The following is a 16,039-nucleotide window of genomic DNA, read 5'->3' as shown; positions in this document are numbered from 1 at the left end:
CCTTCCTGGCTGATGTCATTTTTCATTGGTTCAACATCATAATAATTTATAACAAAAAATGGTACATAAAATTATAGAATGGTCCATGCGCAACCGTTGGATTGTGCTGATGCTGTCTTTAGGGCTATTCGTCTGGGGTATTTATGCCGTCAAGAAAAACCCGATAGATGCCATACCGGATCTGTCCGAAAACCAGGTGATCGTTTTCACAGAGTGGATGGGCCGCTCACCGCAACTGATCGAAGATCAGGTCACCTATCCGCTGGTCACCAATTTGCAGGGAATCCCTAAGATTAAATACGTTCGTGGATCCTCCATGTTCGGAATGAGCTTTATCTATGTCATCTTTGAGGATGATGTGGACGTGTACTGGGCAAGAGAGCGGGTGCTCGAACGCATCAGTACCATTTCAAAAACTTTGCCGGAAGGCGTAGCGCCACAGCTGGGGCCAGATGGAACGGGAGTAGGTCATGTATTGTGGTACACCCTGGATGCTCCGGGTATGGATTTAGGCGAGCAGCGCGCCATTCAGGACTGGTATGTGAAGTTTGCTTTGCAGACCGTGCCGGGCGTGAGTGAGATTGCTTCCTTTGGCGGCTTTCAGAAACAATATCAGATTTCTATAGATCCCAATAAATTACTTTATTATAAACTAACTGCCCCGGAGGTGATTGCGGCGGTGCGTGCCAATAATAACGAGTCCGGAGGCAGGAAGTTTGAAATGAGTGATATGGGCTACATCATAAAGACCTCAGGATACCTGAAATCCATTAAGGAAATCGCAGATATCCCGGTGAAAAACCAAAACGGTACGCCGATCCGGGTTTCCGATCTGGCCACGGTACAGATGACCGGAGAAACCCGTTTGGGGATTTTTGACCAGGATGGGGAAGGCGAACGTGCCGGAGGAATTGTCGTGATGCGCTATGGCGAAAACGCTGCGGAAGTGATTGATAAGGTAAAAGCCAAAATGAAAGAAGTTTCCAAAGGTTTGCCTAAAGGTGTCAAATTCGACATTGTATACGACCGTGGGGAGCTGATTAAAGAGTCTGTAGACTCGATCACGCATACCCTGATTGAAGAGATGATTGTGGTTTCCATTATTGTGATCATTTTCCTTTTCCACTGGCGTAGTGCAGTGAGTATCATCATTCAGATTCCGATTACCATTGCTGCCAGTTTTATTCTACTGAATGCCTTTGATATTTCTTCCAATATTATGTCGCTAACCGGGATTGCCCTGGCCATCGGTGTGATTGTCGACAATGGTATTATCATGAGTGAAAATGCTTATAAACACCTTTCAGAGCGCTATCTGATCTGGGAGAAAGAACAACAAAAAACAACAGAATCATGATCAAGTGGTTAAAAAATAGATTCCGTAAATCTCCGGATTGGATTACGGAAGAAGAGCGCCTGGCGATCATTACTAAGTCCAGTAAACAGGTTTCAAGGGGTGTTTTCTTTGCAACCATCATCATTATCACCTCATTCCTGCCGGTATTTATGCTGACAGGCCAGGAGGGTAAACTGTTCCATCCACTCGCATTTACCAAGACTTTCATTATGATCGTTGATGCTTTGCTGGTGATCACTTTGGCACCGGTACTGATCTCTTTCTTTATGAAAGGGAAGTTCAGACCAGACAGTGCCAACCCGGTAAACCGGGTATTGGAGCGGGTTTATGAACCGGTGATCAGAACGGTATTGAAATGGAGGAAAACAACGATAGCCATCAATGTGATTGCTTTATTGATCACGATTCCTTTGATGAAAAACCTGGGAACTGAGTTTATTCCGCCATTGGATGAGCAGAGTATTCTGTTTATGCCGGTTACTTTACCGGATGTTTCCAATGCAGAAGCGAAAAGAATTTTGCAGGTGCAGGACAAGATTATCAAGTCGATACCAGAGGTAGATAAGGTATTGGGAAAAGCAGGTAGAGCCAATACGGCGACCGATAATTCCCCGATCAGTATGATTGAAACCATCATTACGCTGAAACCGAAAAGTCAATGGCGGGAAGGGATCACGAAGAAAGACATCATTACCGAGCTGGATGCAAAACTGCAGATTCCGGGGGTAGTGAATGGCTGGACTCAACCCATCATCAACAGGATCAATATGTTGGCTACAGGAATTCGTACCGATGTAGGGATTAAGGTTTTCGGACAAAATCTGGATACCATTGCTTCCGTTTCTGAGCGGGTTAAAGCTGCTTTGGAAGGTACAGATGGCGTATCTGACCTTTTTGTAGAGCCGATTACAGGCGGTAAATACCTTTCAATTGATGTGAAAAGGGAAGAACTGGCGCGTTATGGCTTAAATGTAGATGATGTAAACCAGATTGTAGAAACGGCATTGGGTGGGGCAACCATCGGAACAACCATTGAAGGGCGTCAGCGCTTTTCGATTAGTGTACGTTTAGCTCAGGAATATAGAAATAGTGTGGAGCAGATCAAGCGGATCCCGGTTCAGTCGAAAGGTTTTGGCGAGGTGCCTTTATCAGCGGTTGCGGACATTAAGTTTGAAGATGGTCCGCCGATGATTAGTTCCGATAACGCCATCCTTCGTGGCGCAGTGATGTTTAACGTGCGGGATAGAGATTTGGGAAGTACCGTTCAGGAAGCGATGGAGAAATTGAATAAAGAGAAAGGGATGCTTCCTGAAGGATATTTCCTGGAATGGAGCGGACAATATGAAAATCTGATCCGTGGTAAACAGACGCTGATGTGGATTGCACCAGTGGTATTACTGATCATTTTCTTCTCTTTATATTTTGCTTTTAAATCAGTCAGGGAGGCTTTCCTGAGTTTGATTACCGTTCCTTTTGCGTTAATCGGGGGGGCTTATATGATCTATTTCTGGGATGTAAACCTTTCGGTAGGGGTGGCTGTAGGCTTTATTGCCTTGTTCGGAATTGCTGTGGAAACGGGAATTGTGATGGTGATTTACTTAAATGATGCCATGGCACAGCTGATCAAACTGAAAGGAAATTCGAGTGAGACCATCACTAAAGAAGATTTAAGAGAACATGTGATTTATGGTGCTGCCAGAAGATTAAGACCGAAACTGATGACGGTTTCTGTGTCGCTCTTTGGCCTCGTACCGGTATTATGGGCTTCGGGAGTTGGGGTAGATGTGATGCTGCCGATTGTACTGCCGATGATTGGGGGGGTACTTACCTCTTCTACACACATTTTACTGGTGACACCACTGATCTTTTTGATGTCAAAAGAATATGAATTGAGAAAATATGGAAAACTGGAGGTTCACGATGTACAACATTAAAAGAATAGCAGCATTGGTATGCCTGTTGGCTTTTGCTGCGGTAGTAGTTGCCCAGGAGAAACCGGTGGTTAAACCCCTGATTTCGCAAGAGAAATTAGCGGCTTCCCCGGAGAAACCAGTGCTTTCGCTGGATAGTATCCTGATTAAAATTGACAAAAATAACTTACTGCTACAATCTTATGGATTAAGGGCAGAAAGCTTTAAACATACGGCCAATGCGGCTACGGCCTGGATGGCGCCAATGATTGGTGTAGGTACATTTATGACGCCATATCCTGGTCAGATGATCATGGATGAGGGGGATAAAGGGGCTGTTATGGTGCAGCTGGAACAGGATATTCCTAATCCGGCGAAATTGAAAGCCAATAAAAAGTTCATTGAGTCGAAAGGAAAGGTCGAGAATGCGACCAGAGGGGTAACGCTGAATGAATATAAGGCACAGGCCAAGCGCTTGTACTTCGGCTGGCTGGTTTCGATGCAAAGAATTGCCGTATTGAAAGAGAATGAAAAGATCATGCAAACCATGAAAAAGGTGGAAGAGATCCGTTATCCTTTCAATCAGTCGAAATTAAGCAGCGTATATCGTGCTACTGCAAAGATTGAGGAAAATAGAAATATGATCCGCATGATGGAAGGCGATATGGCTAAATCTAAAGCCTGGTTAAACTCTTTAATGAACAACCCCGGTAACATGGATTTCGCAATAGATTCGACTTATCAGCCAACTTATGTGCCTGCTTCGGCAATTGACACAGGGAGCCTGGCGATGGTGAGGAAGGATATTGAGAAAATGGATTTCAGCATCCAATCGATGAAATTAAACATTGAGGCCATGCAGAAACAGGCTAAACCAGATTTTAAACTACGTTTCGACCATATGTCGCCCTTAACGAAAATGATGCCTAAAGCCTTTAGTGTGATGGGAATGGTGAGTATTCCAATTGCCCCATGGTCGTCTAAAATGTATAAATCGGAAGCCAAAGGAATGGGTTATGAAGTGTTGGCGATGGAAAAAGAAAAAGCCGCCATGCTTCAGGAAACACAGGGTATGTTGTACGGGATGCAGTTCGAAATTCAATCAATGCAAAAACGCATAGAAGCGATGGAAAAAACAATCGTTCCTACTTTGAAAAAGACCATGGATGTGAGTATGCTGAATTACAGGGAAAACAAGATGGAATTGCCGGAAGTGATTGGCACCTGGGAGGCTTTAACCATGATGCAGGCCAATGTATTGGATGAAAAACTGAAACTTTATTTAATGATCGTAGATTATGAGAAAGAATTATATCGTTAAGCCCGGCACAAATAAGCGTGTCATAATGGGACTGGCGGCGATCAGTATGTTGTGGTTGAGCGCCTGTAAAGCGCCAAAGAAGTTTGATGCCCATCATGATCCGGCAACGGTTAATGTGGATAGTAATCTTGCCCATTTATTGAAACCTTCCAATGAGCAGGTGGTATCTCCGCTTCCGGTGATCAAAGCAGATTACGGCTCAAAGATCTTTACCGAAGAAGTACAGGGAATCATCAATTATGATACGAGGAACCAGCACAATATTTCGAGTAAAATCGGCGGAAGAATAGAGAAGTTATGGATTAAATATAATTACCAGCCGGTTAAGAAAGGGCAGTTGATTATGGAGATTTATTCTCCTGATCTCGCTGCGGCACAACAGGAATTAATATTTATTTACCGTACCGGGAATGATCCGGTCATGTTAGAAAAAGGGAAACAGCGTTTGCTTTTATTGGGCATGACCCCTTCCGGAATCAGCGCTTTATTGAAGCGTGGGACCCCGGATTACCGCATTCCGGTATATAGTAATGTTTCCGGATTTATACTGGAGAAATCTGTTGCCGCTGCGGTAGCTGGTCCGGTTTCAGCTTCAGCTGCCCCTGCGGGTGGCGATGGTATGGGCAGTATGAGTGGTGATGCAGCTTCGGCGGCTACGCCAACCAGTCCTGCGGCTCCGGTAAATTCTCCGGTGTTACTCAGAGAAGGACAGTATGTAAGTGCAGGTGCTTCGCTGTTTACCGTATACAGTTCGGATCAACTGGTGGCTGAGTTTTCTTTGAAAGCCGCATTAGCGGCCCATTTAACCGTAGGCAGCAAGTTTGTTTTTTACAAGACTTCGGATAAATCAGAAAGCCAGGTGGCCAGAATTGGACTGATACAGCCAACTTTCAAGAACGGGGAGAACTTCACCATTGCCAGAGCTTACCTGAACAACCCAAAGATTAAGGTTGGTCAGTTGGTAACAGCAAGAATTCCTTTGCAATTGCCGGCTTCCTGGTGGTTGCCTGAAGAGGCCGTCATTTCTGTAGGAAATAAGAAGCTGGTCTTTAAAAAAGAAGGAAATGTATTTGTTCCCAAGGTGGTTGATGCAGGAATTAGCATTGCTGGAAAAATTCAGATTAAAGAAGACATCAGCAGCTGGAACATCAGTAAAAACGCTGCCTACCTGGTAGACAGCGAGAGTTTTATTAAAATGACAGAAAACAAGGAGCTTTAACATATGGAACGCAAATTATTTTTAAAACAGATGGGCATGATTGCCCTGGTTCCTACGGTATTTTTAGCCGCTTGTCAAAGCGAGCTGAAAGAAGATAAAACGGGTGCTCCGGTAAAAAAGCAGACTTATACTTGTCCGATGCACCCTCAGGTGGTCAAAGAAGAAATGGGTACCTGCCCGATTTGTGGAATGGATTTAGTGCCTTTTGAGAAGAACAGCGATGAAAAGGCATTGAAAGTAGATGAGAAAAGGCAGATTTTAGCCAACATTACTACAGTCATGATTGGTGCAAATACCATTTCCGGAAGTAAACAATTGAATGGCAGGTTAACCGTTGATCCACAGCAAAGTAGCTATATTTCGAGCCGTATTGCGGGTAGAATTGAGCAGTTGTATGTGCGGGAAACCGGTGTTAACGTCAAAAAAGGACAGCCTTTATACCAGTTGTATTCCGAGCAGCTTTCGGCTTTGCAACAGGAATATCTGATGGCGGTAGCGCAGCAAAAGCAATTCCCGGGAGATAAAATTGAACAGCAACTGGTTGCATCTGCAAAGCAGAAACTATTGTTATATGGACAAACGGAAGGACAGGTGAAAGCTTTGCTGGCCAGTCAGAAAAAGAACCCGTATGTTACTTTCTTTGCATCTGAAGGTGGCGTGGTGGCGGAAATTTCCGTTACGCCAGGTCAGTATGTAGCTGAAGGTGGCCCGATTATGATGCTCGAAGGTTACGGAGAATTATGGGTAGAAGCCGATGTATATCCGAATGAAGCAGGCCATGTTAAAGAAGGACAAAAAGTGAAAGTGGTGATCCCTGGTTGGGAAGATCAGCCCCAGGAAATGACCATCAGCTTTATCACGCCTTCTTTGCTGACGGGGACACAGTTAACCCAAATCAGAGGAAGTATTCCTAACCCGAATCAGCAATGGCAACCCGGCGCTCAGGCCAATGTTTTTCTCCCTTCCGGGAATCAGAAAAGCAGCGTTTTGACGCTCCCTGTAGATGCCGTTATCAGAGATGGTAAAGGAATGCATGTCTGGATTAAAAAAGGCAAGGACAGCTTTGAACCAAGACGGGTAACTACTGGTCAGGAGAACGACAATCAGGTAGAGATTACCGCTGGATTAGTTGCTGCTGAGCAGGTTGTCGTGACCGGTGCTTATCTGTTGTACAGTGAATATATTTTGAAAAAAGGAAAAAACCCGATAGAGGGTTTGAAATTAAAATAAGAACAATTAAATTAAAATAACATGAAAACAATCACAAGTTTAGCCATCACATTTGCTACAGTCACCTTATTTGCGGCCTGTGGAAATTCGCAGAAACCTGCAGAAGAATCTCATGAAGGTCATGATCATGCTAAAGAAGAAAAAACAGCAGCAGTTGCAGAGACTGGTCAGGTGAGCTTAAAAGACGATAAATTGAATGCGGTATATCCTCATTATATTCATTTGACAACTGCCTTAACCAATGGTGATGTTGCAGAAGCAAAAGTTGCCGCTCAGGCGATTGAGCTGGGTGCAAAAGCATTATCAAACCCTGCAGCAGTATTGGCACTGGCGACTAAAATCAGCGATGCTACAGATATTGAAGTGCAAAGAACGGCTTTTGCAGCATTGAGTGATGATTTCATCCAAAGAGCAAAAGCTTCTGGTGTTACTGCTGGCGAGATCTATGTGGAATATTGCCCGATGGCGATGAATGACAAAGGTGCTTCCTGGTTGAGTAACCAGAAAGATATTAAGAATCCTTATTACGGAGAATCGATGCTCACTTGCGGAGAAATTAAAGAAACGATCAAATAAAGATCAATTGAATAAGTGCTTGCTTTTTAAAGCATCTTGTATGAAGATTTCTTCATGATCTTCTTTCAGATAAGCCGTATCTTTAGTTAAGACCGATACGGCTTATCTACAAAAATAATGAAGCGACTCAAATTCTTTGTGCCCTTTTTACGGGAGAACGGTAAAATTATTTCCAGTTATATGTTTAGCCTGTTTTTTATCGGGCTGGCTATCTGGTTTTTAAAGCAGCAACGTGGCGAAATCAAACAGGTAGAACATTTATTAACTACTGCCAGATGGGTCTGGGTTACTATAGGAATCGCCCTGAGTATCGTGTATGTTTTTATCCATGGGATGATGTACCGATCTTCCTTCGCCGCAGTTTCCAGTAGGATTTCTATCGCAGATGGTACGTTACTTTTTCTGAAACGTAATTTTATCAGTGTTTTTTTACCTGCCGGAGGAGTTTCTTCTCTTGCTTTTTTCAGCAGTCCGATTGAGCAGAAAGGGGTCAGTAAATCGCAGATTAATTTCGCCTCTTCGATCTATGGTTTTGTAGGGATTTTATCGGTGCTGGTGATTGCCATTCCCGTATTTATTTATGCCATTCTGGAAGGAAGCATTGGTTCCGGCGAGTGGTTTGGCTTAATTGCCGCAATACTATTAATGGCCGGGATTTACTTTTTATATCGCTCGGTGATTAAAAGAGGGAGCCTGTACCGCTTGATCATTAAATATATTCCGGTGATCGAGGTGTATGCTGCCGAGTTCAGGAACAACCAGATTGAACGCAGGCATTTCATTGCCACTTTTCTATACAGCAGTTTGATTGAACTGGTCGGGATCGTCCACATTTATATCGCCATGTTGGCTTTAGACCTTCCGGCATCCTGGAGTGCTGCGGTGATCAGCTATATTGTTGCCGTTGTTTTCCTGATCATTTCCCCATTTTTAAGGGGTTTAGGCGCGGTAGAAGCTTCCATGACCTTTATCCTGATCCGTTTAGGCTATTCCGCCCCCCAGGCCGTATCTATTACTTTTCTTTACCGGTTCATGGAGTTCTGGATTCCGATGCTCATCGGGGCCATGAGTTTCCTTTTCCGGATCAATAAACTACTGATGCGCGTAGTTCCTGCCTTGTTTTTACTTTTGCTGGGGGTGATCAATATTGTATCCGTACTGACTCCTGCCATCCATTCCAGACTCCGCTTTGTAAAGGATTTTATCCCCATGGAGGCCATTACGGCTTCCAACTATTTTGTATTGGTTGCCGGTTTATTTTTACTGGTTACTGCAGCTTTTATGCTGAAAGGCCTGCGAATGGCCTGGTATTTTGCGATGGCCCTGTGTTTACTTTCTCTGGTCGGGAATTTAACAAAGGCGATTGATTATGAGGAAGCCGGTTTCTCTGTACTGGTAATGCTGATTTTAATGGCTTCCAGGAAAGAGTATTATGTGAAAAATAATGCGAGACTCCGATCTTTCGGCATTCAGACCACCTTGCTCAGTATTTTGGGCGTCCTGATTTATGGGAGTATCGGCTTTTATTTTCTCGATAAAAAGCATTTTAATATTGATTTTAGCTGGTGGCAGTCGATCCGGTATACCCTGGAGAATTTCATCCTGATTGGTAACGACGACCTGCAACCTATGGATCATTTTGCCAAAGGCTTCTTATATTCCATCAATATCAGTGGCTTTTTATCTCTAGGTTTCCTGTTTTATACGCTCATCAGGCCCTATATTTCTAAGGATGAAACCGGAGATGCAGCATTTGAAAGGGCCAATCAACTGCTGGAAAAGTACGGCAATTCAGGGATTGATTATTTTAAAACTTACCAGGACAAGCTGATTTGTTTTTCTGAATCAATTGAAGGTTTTGTGGCTTACCGGATTGCCGGCAACTTTGCCGTGGTATTGGAATGTCCGGTTTGCTCCCCTGAAAACAGGAAGGCGCTGATCAGAGATTTCGATACCTATTGCTTTGAAAACGGGATGAAAAGTCTGTATTACCGGGTGCCCGAAGAATGCCTGGAGGATTTCTTATCCCAGGGAAAAAAACGTTTATTTTTAGGTCAGGAAGGGATATTGGACCTGACTAACTTTTCTTTGGAAGGAGGGAGTAAAAAATCCATTCGTAATGCCCTGAAAAAAGTTGCCGATCAGGGTTACCAGACCAGGATTTATACGCCGCCGGTTAAAGATGGCTTATTGCAGAAGATAAAATCAGTTTCTGATAGCTGGCTGGAAGATATGGACCGTGAAGAACTGGTGTTTTCGCAAGGGATGTTCAGTTGGGAAGAGTTAAAAGACCATACGATCATTACCGTAGAAAATGCAGAAGAAAAGATTGTCGCTTTTATCAATATTATCCCTGATTATGCGCCTGGAGAAGGTACTTATGATCTGATCCGAAAAACCAGTGATGCCCCTAATGGCATCATAGATTTCATTATGGTGGCGCTTTTTGAACACCTGAAAGCAGCAGGATGTACGAAAGTAAATCTGGGCTTTGCACCGATGTCTGGTTTGGTGGATCCCCATAATTTCCCGGAACGTTCCATGAAATTTGCCTATGAGAAGATCAGGTCATTTTCTCATTATAAAGGCCTTCGTGCCGCCAAGGAAAAGTTTGCGCCGGAATGGCAAAACCGGTATTTAATTTACGACCATGATTACGATTTACTGCAGGTACCCGCAGTATTGGCCAAAGTGATTAAACCCTGAGCAGATGAGAGTAGCGATGGTTTTTCTGGTCTTGTTATTCCTCAGTGGTAGCGCTGCTCCGGGGGCTAACAGCGTACAGCCTGTTTTGCCATTGACGCTGATTGCTGCCCCTCAGCAGAACAATTTACCCCTCATTTTTATGATTTCCGGTGATGGTGGCTGGACCCGGTTCGATCAGTCTTTATCGCTGGAATTGGCTTCCAAAGGCTTTTCTGTACTCGGATTAGATGCCCGGAAATACTTCTGGAAAGCTAAAAGCCCGGATGAGGCCAGTAAAGAGCTCAATAAGGCATTAAGCCGTTATCTTGTGGTTACGGGCAAGAATAGTCTGGTTATGGCTGGTTATTCTTTTGGCGCTTCGGTGATTCCTTTTATCGCGGTGAGGTTGCCGGCTGATTTAAAAGCCAACCTTAAGGCGGTCATAGCACTTTCTCCGGATGTGAGGGCTGATTTTGAGGTTCAGCTGATCTACTGGTTAAACTTTGGGAAAAATAAAGACCAATATCAGGTGATTGCAGCCATGAAAAGTATGATGCCTCTGATTCCGGTTTCCATCTTTGGGGCAGCGGAAGGGGATAAAATCAAAAGTAAATTTGCAGCAGAGGGGATGAAAGTTGTTACTATTCCAGGGGATCATCATTTTGATAAAGATTATGAGCACCTGGGTAAGGTATTTATAAAACAGATCCCTGATTGATTTATTGCTGCTGTTAATCAGTTGTTTATAATTTTTTATAAATTATTTTCTGCGTTTCTATGCCGTAAACGTAGATTTTAGGATAAATGTAGTTTTTTTTGCGTTAGCTCTTGTTTTTTTTAAGGTAACTACTTAGTTTTGAGTAAGAGATCTCTTTATTTCAACATTAATATTGTTGATTTAATCAGACCACCAACCGCCCGGTTGGTCATCCTGAATGATTGACTTCTGGTTTTTTGAAATTTTTAGCCCAACTGATGATGGGATAAGAAGACAGTATTGTGCTTATTGACTCGTAATAAGTTACTTATTAAAATACTTAAAAAAAATCTATGAAGATGAGTAAAAAAGAATGTTTTGTTAATGTGGTGGTTGTTCAGGTGAGCAAGACCACAAGTTTACTTAGAAATGATCTGTGTACTTTAAACGGCTATTATGGACAAGTATAAGATTAATGAATGCATGGAGAAGCTGACCTACAATCAGCACAAATTGATCAAGAAATTGATGCCAAAAATCATAAACGCTTCTATCAATACTTTTCACAATTACAGGAAACTTCAGGTTGGGGATGATAAAGATATCCCTTGCGAAACAGTCCGTATTTTAGAAAGATTGTTTGGATTGGAAACTGGTGGACTAGCAAATTATGACGTACGTGCAAAAAGCTGTAAAGAGCTGTTTGAAGAGCATCATGTCCCATTACCCCAACTGGCAGATTATTAAGCCTTGATCTTTAGTACACCTGGAAGGGGGGAGTTTAAAAAAACCTTCCAGGGTTTTTACCTTATAATCGGAAACAGCCTTTACCGGTTAGGATAAAAGCTGTTTTATGTATATGTTTTTATATGGATTAATCTAATGCTGGCATGCCCATGCTTTCCCATTCTTCTTTAGAAGGACCATAAATTCCAGGGACAGTTAAACCAAGCATTCTCATGATCACCGTCATCTGACTTCTGTGGTGGCTTTCGTGTGCGATTAAAATAGAAAGAACTTTACCTTTTTTCCATTGATCACCGTACATATTCACCAGGTCGTCCAGGTTTGAATCTGTCCATTTTAACCTTACGGTACGCATCAATAATGTGTTATAATCAACATAAGTTTCGATCAGTTCCGGCAGTGTAGCAGGGATCGGAAGCTCGTGTAAAAGATCAGTTTCAAACAGTCCCGCATTTTTACCCATCTCCGTAAGGGTCTGGGTGATGTGCCAGGCAAGGCGCTCCAGGGAACGTACGTTTTCATGAATTTTTACCGATTTTGTTTCCTCGGTGAGGTTGGAAAATAGTTTGACGGTATTTGACTCTTCTTCTTTACGTTCTGTCAGGAAATCTTCAATACTACGGTACATAATTCTCAGGTTTTTGTCTTACGAAGGTGCGAAGATTTCCTGAATTGCTCAAATAAGAATGTAATTCTTCTCATAATTTTGAAAATATTTTCAAGGAATTGCAACAGGCAGGAAGCGCAATGCAGCTAATTGGTGCTGGATTTACGCTATTTATTCAGGAGTAATCGTTCTACCTGATCTAAATGTGCTTGTACGGAGGTTAGGGGGAAATCACCTCTGTTGCCATAGGTGATGATTCTGAGGTATTCGCCAAGGATCAGGCTTTGCCCATACTTGGTTTTAGACCAATGCTCGCTATTGATCGGGAAGTCTTTATGGTCTGAGGGAAGTGGAAAGGGAATGCAATAAATCCGGGTGTTCGGGAAAAATGTTTTTAAAGACAAGGAAGCTCTTTTACTGGCATAAGCATGGCAGATGAAGGTGATGGTCTTTACCTTTTCAAAATCAATTAGTTTTTCTGCTTCCTCAATGTTTTCGAACAGATCTTTAGAGCTGGTCTCCAGGATAATGTTCCGCTGTTTATGTTTTTCCGGGAGATGTGCATAAATGGCTTCAGATTCCGGTCTGTTTTGATGATAGGAGTTTCCGAAATTTGCAATTCCACCGGTAATAATCACCTGGTTAAACCCGTTTTGCGCGATCAGTTTTGAGATGAGTGTGGCAATTTCCTGGTGTTTTACATTCGATCCGAAAACAAAAAGCAGGTCCGAAGGTACTCGTTCTTCTTCCTGAAAACAGAGGTCTGTGAGTACGTTGACGAGACCCTCGTCCATAGTTGGGCAGGAAGGGTAGGGTAGAAGGTCTGTTTGTGGTAGTTTTTGTTCCATGTGCCTATGCTTCCCAAAACAATTCAATCGGTATTTTGGTTTTCTCTTGAGATTCAATATCGGTAGATTCAATGAACAGCACTGCGTTTTTTTTGTTCATTATTATTTATTTCTTATCACAGGTCAAGAGCCGGCTGGTATTTTAAGAGATATCTTTATTTGTCTGAATTACATTAACAAAAGGAGGAAATAAAATGATGAAATGGATGATAGCGATTTGGATTTCAAGACATTTCAAAAAGGTATAATATTATATAATTAGTATATGGTCAAACGTTTACTTTTTTCAGCGTTGATGATTACAGGTTTTTGTAGCCATGCGCAGGACTCGATTACCGTCAGCATTTATCCTAAATATGATGAAGTAGGAAAATTTCACCGCTTTCTCTTTGGTGACAATTACCGGAAAGAATATGCCGCCCCTACCAAAGTGCCGGTGATCCGTTTATCTCAGATTAAAGGGGGACTTACACCGGTTAAAAGAGGTGGGGGAAATCAAACCCATTCTTTAAGGATGGTAGATAAGCAAGGAAAGGAATGGGTATTGCGCTCCGTAGAGAAATACCCGGAAGTATTGCTGCCTTTAGAATTACAGGCCACTTTTGCAAAGGATATTGTGAAAGACAACATGTCTGCACAGCATCCTTTTTCTGCGTTGGTAGTGCCGGTTTTTGCCAATGCCGCCTTGATTCCACACAGTAATCCGATGATTGGCTGGGTGCTTCCGGATGAAGTACTCGGAGAGTTTGCACCGGTTTTCGAAAATAGTCTTTGTCTGCTGGAAGAAAGAGAACCTGAGGGGGATACGGACAATACGGAGAAAATGCTGCGAAAACTAAATGATAACCATAACAATTTCGTGGATGCCCCTTTACTGCTCAAAGCAAAAGCGCTGGATTACTTGCTGGGAGATTGGGACCGGCATGAGGACCAATGGCGCTGGATTCCGGAAAAGAGCGCTGAGGGAACCCGCTATGTGGTGGTTCCAAGAGATCGCGACATGGTTTATTATCTTTCAGAAGGCTTAATTCCACGCTTTGCACAGGTTTCCTGGCTGCTGCCCATGATTCAGGGCTATGAACGTAATGTTCAAAATATCAATTGGTTTTTTTGGGAAGGACGAAGCATGTATGGCCGGATTCTCGGCACCATGGGGGAAGAGGAATGGAACCGCATCGTTCAGGAATTTGCCGCCTCTATGACAGATGAGGTGTTTGAACATGCACTAAAGCGCTTGCCGGAACCCAGCTATTCTTTACGTCATGATCAGCTAATGGCCCAGTTGAAATTGAGAAGATCGGCCCTGCCGGAAATCATGAAGGGTTATTACCGCTTTATGAACCGGATTGTGGATGTTCAGGGGAGCAATAAAAATGAATTGGTAGAGATCAGTGATCAGGGTGCTGCCGGACTAAGGGTCAGTTTAAAAAAACTCGATAAGAATGGCCAGGCTGGAGAACAGATTTTTAAGCGGGATTATGATCCCTCGGTAACTAAGGAGATTAGATTGTACGTTAGGGATGGGGACGATCGTGTTGTGCTCAACAATAAAAACTCCAATATCCGCCTTCGTATGGTGAACGGGGAGGGTGAGAAACAGTATCATGTGCTGGATGCCAAACGTCGGGTTCCATTTTATGGTATGGAAAAGGGGATTACTTATTCCGGATCTGATTCCAGATTAATTAAACATCTGGACAACGATACCAATAATACACATTACGTGCCCACAGATTTGTATTCGCGAACCATGACTTTGCTCAATGCTGGTTTTAATGCCGACGATGGCCTTTCTGCGGGCTTATCCTATAAAATAATGAGCCCGGGCTTTCGGAAATTGCCTTTCGGAAATATTCATTCCTTTTCTTTCCTGCATTCTTTTAAGACCAATGCTTTTAGCTTCAACTATTCCAGCGAATGGTTTCAGGCTTTAGGAAAGGCAGATATTGTGTTGCAGGCGACTGCTTTTGCACCGGAGAATTCGCAGAACTTCTTTGGATTAGGGAATGAAACACCTTATGATAAAGTAGGCGACTATATACTATACTATAGGGCAAGGTTTAGTTTGTATGATTTTGATCCTGCTTTAAGGTGGCGCAGCAACAAGAACACCTGGAGCCTTGGCCCCAGCTTACAGTATTACCGTTTCAACCGGGATGACAATAACGACCGCTTCATTAATAACAGCGATCTGCTGCATTCGCCAGATAGCGCCACGGTTAGTCAGGATAAATGGTACGCCGGTCTGAAAGTTGGTTTTACCCGCAATACCCGGAATAATGAGGTCTTGCCTTCCTCCGGAAGTTATATAGATACGAAGCTGAGATTTTATGGAGGCTTAAACCGGGCGGCAGAATCTTCCGTTCAGCTCCTGGCCAGCTATACTTTTTACCAAAGACTGGGAAATTCTAAGCGTTTTGTGCTGGCAAATAGGACCGGTGGCGGACTAACTTTCGGAAATCAGGCTTTTTATCAGTCAAATTATATCGGTGGACAAGGAAATTTATTAGGCTTCCGCTCTTTTCGCTTCGGCGGACAACATAGTTTATACAATAATCTGGAACTCCGGACCAAAATTGCCAATGTTGGCGGCTATATTTTACCCGGACAATTTGGAATAACGGCCTTTTTTGACACTGGAAGGGTCTGGACGAAGGATGATCGCTCTGAGTTATGGCATTATAGCTATGGCGGCGGATTGTACTATGCGCCAGCGGTTTTAGCGGTAATTCAGGCCCAAATGGCCTACTCAAAAGAGGGGTATTACCCTTATATCACCATGAAATTTAGGTATTAATGAAATTATATTTGATGAAATGACTGAATTGCAATTATTTATACT

At 43.1% G+C, this 16,039-nt stretch carries 12 protein-coding genes; 10 read left to right on the top strand and 2 right to left on the bottom strand.

What is annotated here, in order from left to right:
- The first annotated feature begins 58 nt into the window (after positions 1–58).
- The 9 genes from R2Q66_RS08135 to R2Q66_RS08095 all read left to right on the top strand — a co-directional run bounded on the left by R2Q66_RS08135 (position 59) and on the right by R2Q66_RS08095 (position 11,742).
- On the top strand, positions 59–1,357 hold the full coding sequence (locus tag R2Q66_RS08135) for an efflux RND transporter permease subunit (RefSeq protein ID WP_316747694.1): 1,299 nt from the start codon (positions 59–61) through the stop codon (positions 1,355–1,357).
- Complete coding sequence (locus R2Q66_RS08130) at positions 1,354–3,291, top strand: efflux RND transporter permease subunit (protein ID WP_316747692.1); 1,938 nt, start codon at positions 1,354–1,356, stop codon at positions 3,289–3,291. Before R2Q66_RS08135 ends, R2Q66_RS08130 begins: the two co-directional genes overlap by 4 nt.
- Positions 3,257–4,588: a TolC family protein gene (locus R2Q66_RS08125; protein WP_316747689.1), complete on the top strand. Its 1,332-nt coding sequence runs from the start codon at positions 3,257–3,259 to the stop codon at positions 4,586–4,588. The genes R2Q66_RS08130 and R2Q66_RS08125 overlap by 35 nt, the downstream gene beginning before the upstream one ends.
- Positions 4,566–5,807, top strand: a complete 1,242-nt coding sequence (locus R2Q66_RS08120; protein ID WP_316747688.1) for an efflux RND transporter periplasmic adaptor subunit — start codon at positions 4,566–4,568, stop codon at positions 5,805–5,807. The genes R2Q66_RS08125 and R2Q66_RS08120 overlap by 23 nt, the downstream gene beginning before the upstream one ends.
- Before the next feature lie 3 nt (positions 5,808–5,810).
- The gene (locus tag R2Q66_RS08115; protein WP_316747686.1) at positions 5,811–7,037 is read left to right on the top strand and encodes an efflux RND transporter periplasmic adaptor subunit; all 1,227 of its coding nucleotides are present in this window, start codon (positions 5,811–5,813) and stop codon (positions 7,035–7,037) included.
- Positions 7,038–7,058: 21 nt separating this feature from the next.
- On the top strand, positions 7,059–7,613 hold the full coding sequence (locus tag R2Q66_RS08110; protein ID WP_316747684.1) for a DUF3347 domain-containing protein: 555 nt from the start codon (positions 7,059–7,061) through the stop codon (positions 7,611–7,613).
- A gap of 117 nt (positions 7,614–7,730) precedes the next feature.
- Positions 7,731–10,319: a bifunctional lysylphosphatidylglycerol flippase/synthetase MprF gene (gene mprF, locus R2Q66_RS08105; protein ID WP_316747682.1), complete on the top strand. Its 2,589-nt coding sequence runs from the start codon at positions 7,731–7,733 to the stop codon at positions 10,317–10,319.
- Between the two features lie 4 nt (positions 10,320–10,323).
- Complete coding sequence (locus tag R2Q66_RS08100) at positions 10,324–11,016, top strand: AcvB/VirJ family lysyl-phosphatidylglycerol hydrolase (RefSeq protein WP_316747681.1); 693 nt, start codon at positions 10,324–10,326, stop codon at positions 11,014–11,016.
- Positions 11,017–11,451: 435 nt separating this feature from the next.
- Positions 11,452–11,742, top strand: a complete 291-nt coding sequence (locus tag R2Q66_RS08095) for a hypothetical protein (RefSeq protein ID WP_316747679.1) — start codon at positions 11,452–11,454, stop codon at positions 11,740–11,742.
- A 127-nt stretch (positions 11,743–11,869) separates the two neighbouring features.
- On the opposite strand, the gene R2Q66_RS08090 is transcribed toward R2Q66_RS08095, so the two are convergent.
- Both R2Q66_RS08090 and R2Q66_RS08085 read right to left on the bottom strand, forming a co-directional pair.
- On the bottom strand, positions 11,870–12,370 hold the full coding sequence (locus R2Q66_RS08090) for a DinB family protein (protein WP_316747677.1): 501 nt from the start codon (positions 12,368–12,370) through the stop codon (positions 11,870–11,872).
- Positions 12,371–12,516: 146 nt separating this feature from the next.
- Positions 12,517–13,197: a YdcF family protein gene (locus R2Q66_RS08085; protein WP_316747675.1), complete on the bottom strand. Its 681-nt coding sequence runs from the start codon at positions 13,195–13,197 to the stop codon at positions 12,517–12,519.
- Positions 13,198–13,492: 295 nt separating this feature from the next.
- Between R2Q66_RS08085 and R2Q66_RS08080 the strand changes: the two genes are divergently transcribed.
- The gene (locus tag R2Q66_RS08080; RefSeq protein WP_316747673.1) at positions 13,493–15,994 is read left to right on the top strand and encodes a BamA/TamA family outer membrane protein; all 2,502 of its coding nucleotides are present in this window, start codon (positions 13,493–13,495) and stop codon (positions 15,992–15,994) included.
- Positions 15,995–16,039: the final 45 nt, after the last annotated feature.

Origin of the sequence: Pedobacter gandavensis, assembly GCF_032677645.1 — a bacterium.
Classification (GTDB): Bacteria; Bacteroidota; Bacteroidia; order Sphingobacteriales; family Sphingobacteriaceae; genus Pedobacter; species Pedobacter gandavensis_A.
Note: the sequence above shows the minus strand (reverse complement) of the source record. Positions and strands in the feature narration are given on the sequence as shown.

Coding starts and splice junctions, on each gene's coding strand:
- R2Q66_RS08135 (WP_316747694.1), top strand. CDS start 59: ATGGTACATAAAATTATAGAATGGTCCATGCGCAACCGTTGGATTGTG.
- R2Q66_RS08130 (WP_316747692.1), top strand. CDS start 1,354: ATGATCAAGTGGTTAAAAAATAGATTCCGTAAATCTCCGGATTGGATT.
- R2Q66_RS08125 (WP_316747689.1), top strand. CDS start 3,257: ATGGAAAACTGGAGGTTCACGATGTACAACATTAAAAGAATAGCAGCA.
- R2Q66_RS08120 (WP_316747688.1), top strand. CDS start 4,566: ATGAGAAAGAATTATATCGTTAAGCCCGGCACAAATAAGCGTGTCATA.
- R2Q66_RS08115 (WP_316747686.1), top strand. CDS start 5,811: ATGGAACGCAAATTATTTTTAAAACAGATGGGCATGATTGCCCTGGTT.
- R2Q66_RS08110 (WP_316747684.1), top strand. CDS start 7,059: ATGAAAACAATCACAAGTTTAGCCATCACATTTGCTACAGTCACCTTA.
- mprF (WP_316747682.1), top strand. CDS start 7,731: ATGAAGCGACTCAAATTCTTTGTGCCCTTTTTACGGGAGAACGGTAAA.
- R2Q66_RS08100 (WP_316747681.1), top strand. CDS start 10,324: ATGAGAGTAGCGATGGTTTTTCTGGTCTTGTTATTCCTCAGTGGTAGC.
- R2Q66_RS08095 (WP_316747679.1), top strand. CDS start 11,452: ATGGACAAGTATAAGATTAATGAATGCATGGAGAAGCTGACCTACAAT.
- R2Q66_RS08090 (WP_316747677.1), bottom strand. CDS start 12,370: ATGTACCGTAGTATTGAAGATTTCCTGACAGAACGTAAAGAAGAAGAG.
- R2Q66_RS08085 (WP_316747675.1), bottom strand. CDS start 13,197: ATGGAACAAAAACTACCACAAACAGACCTTCTACCCTACCCTTCCTGC.
- R2Q66_RS08080 (WP_316747673.1), top strand. CDS start 13,493: ATGATTACAGGTTTTTGTAGCCATGCGCAGGACTCGATTACCGTCAGC.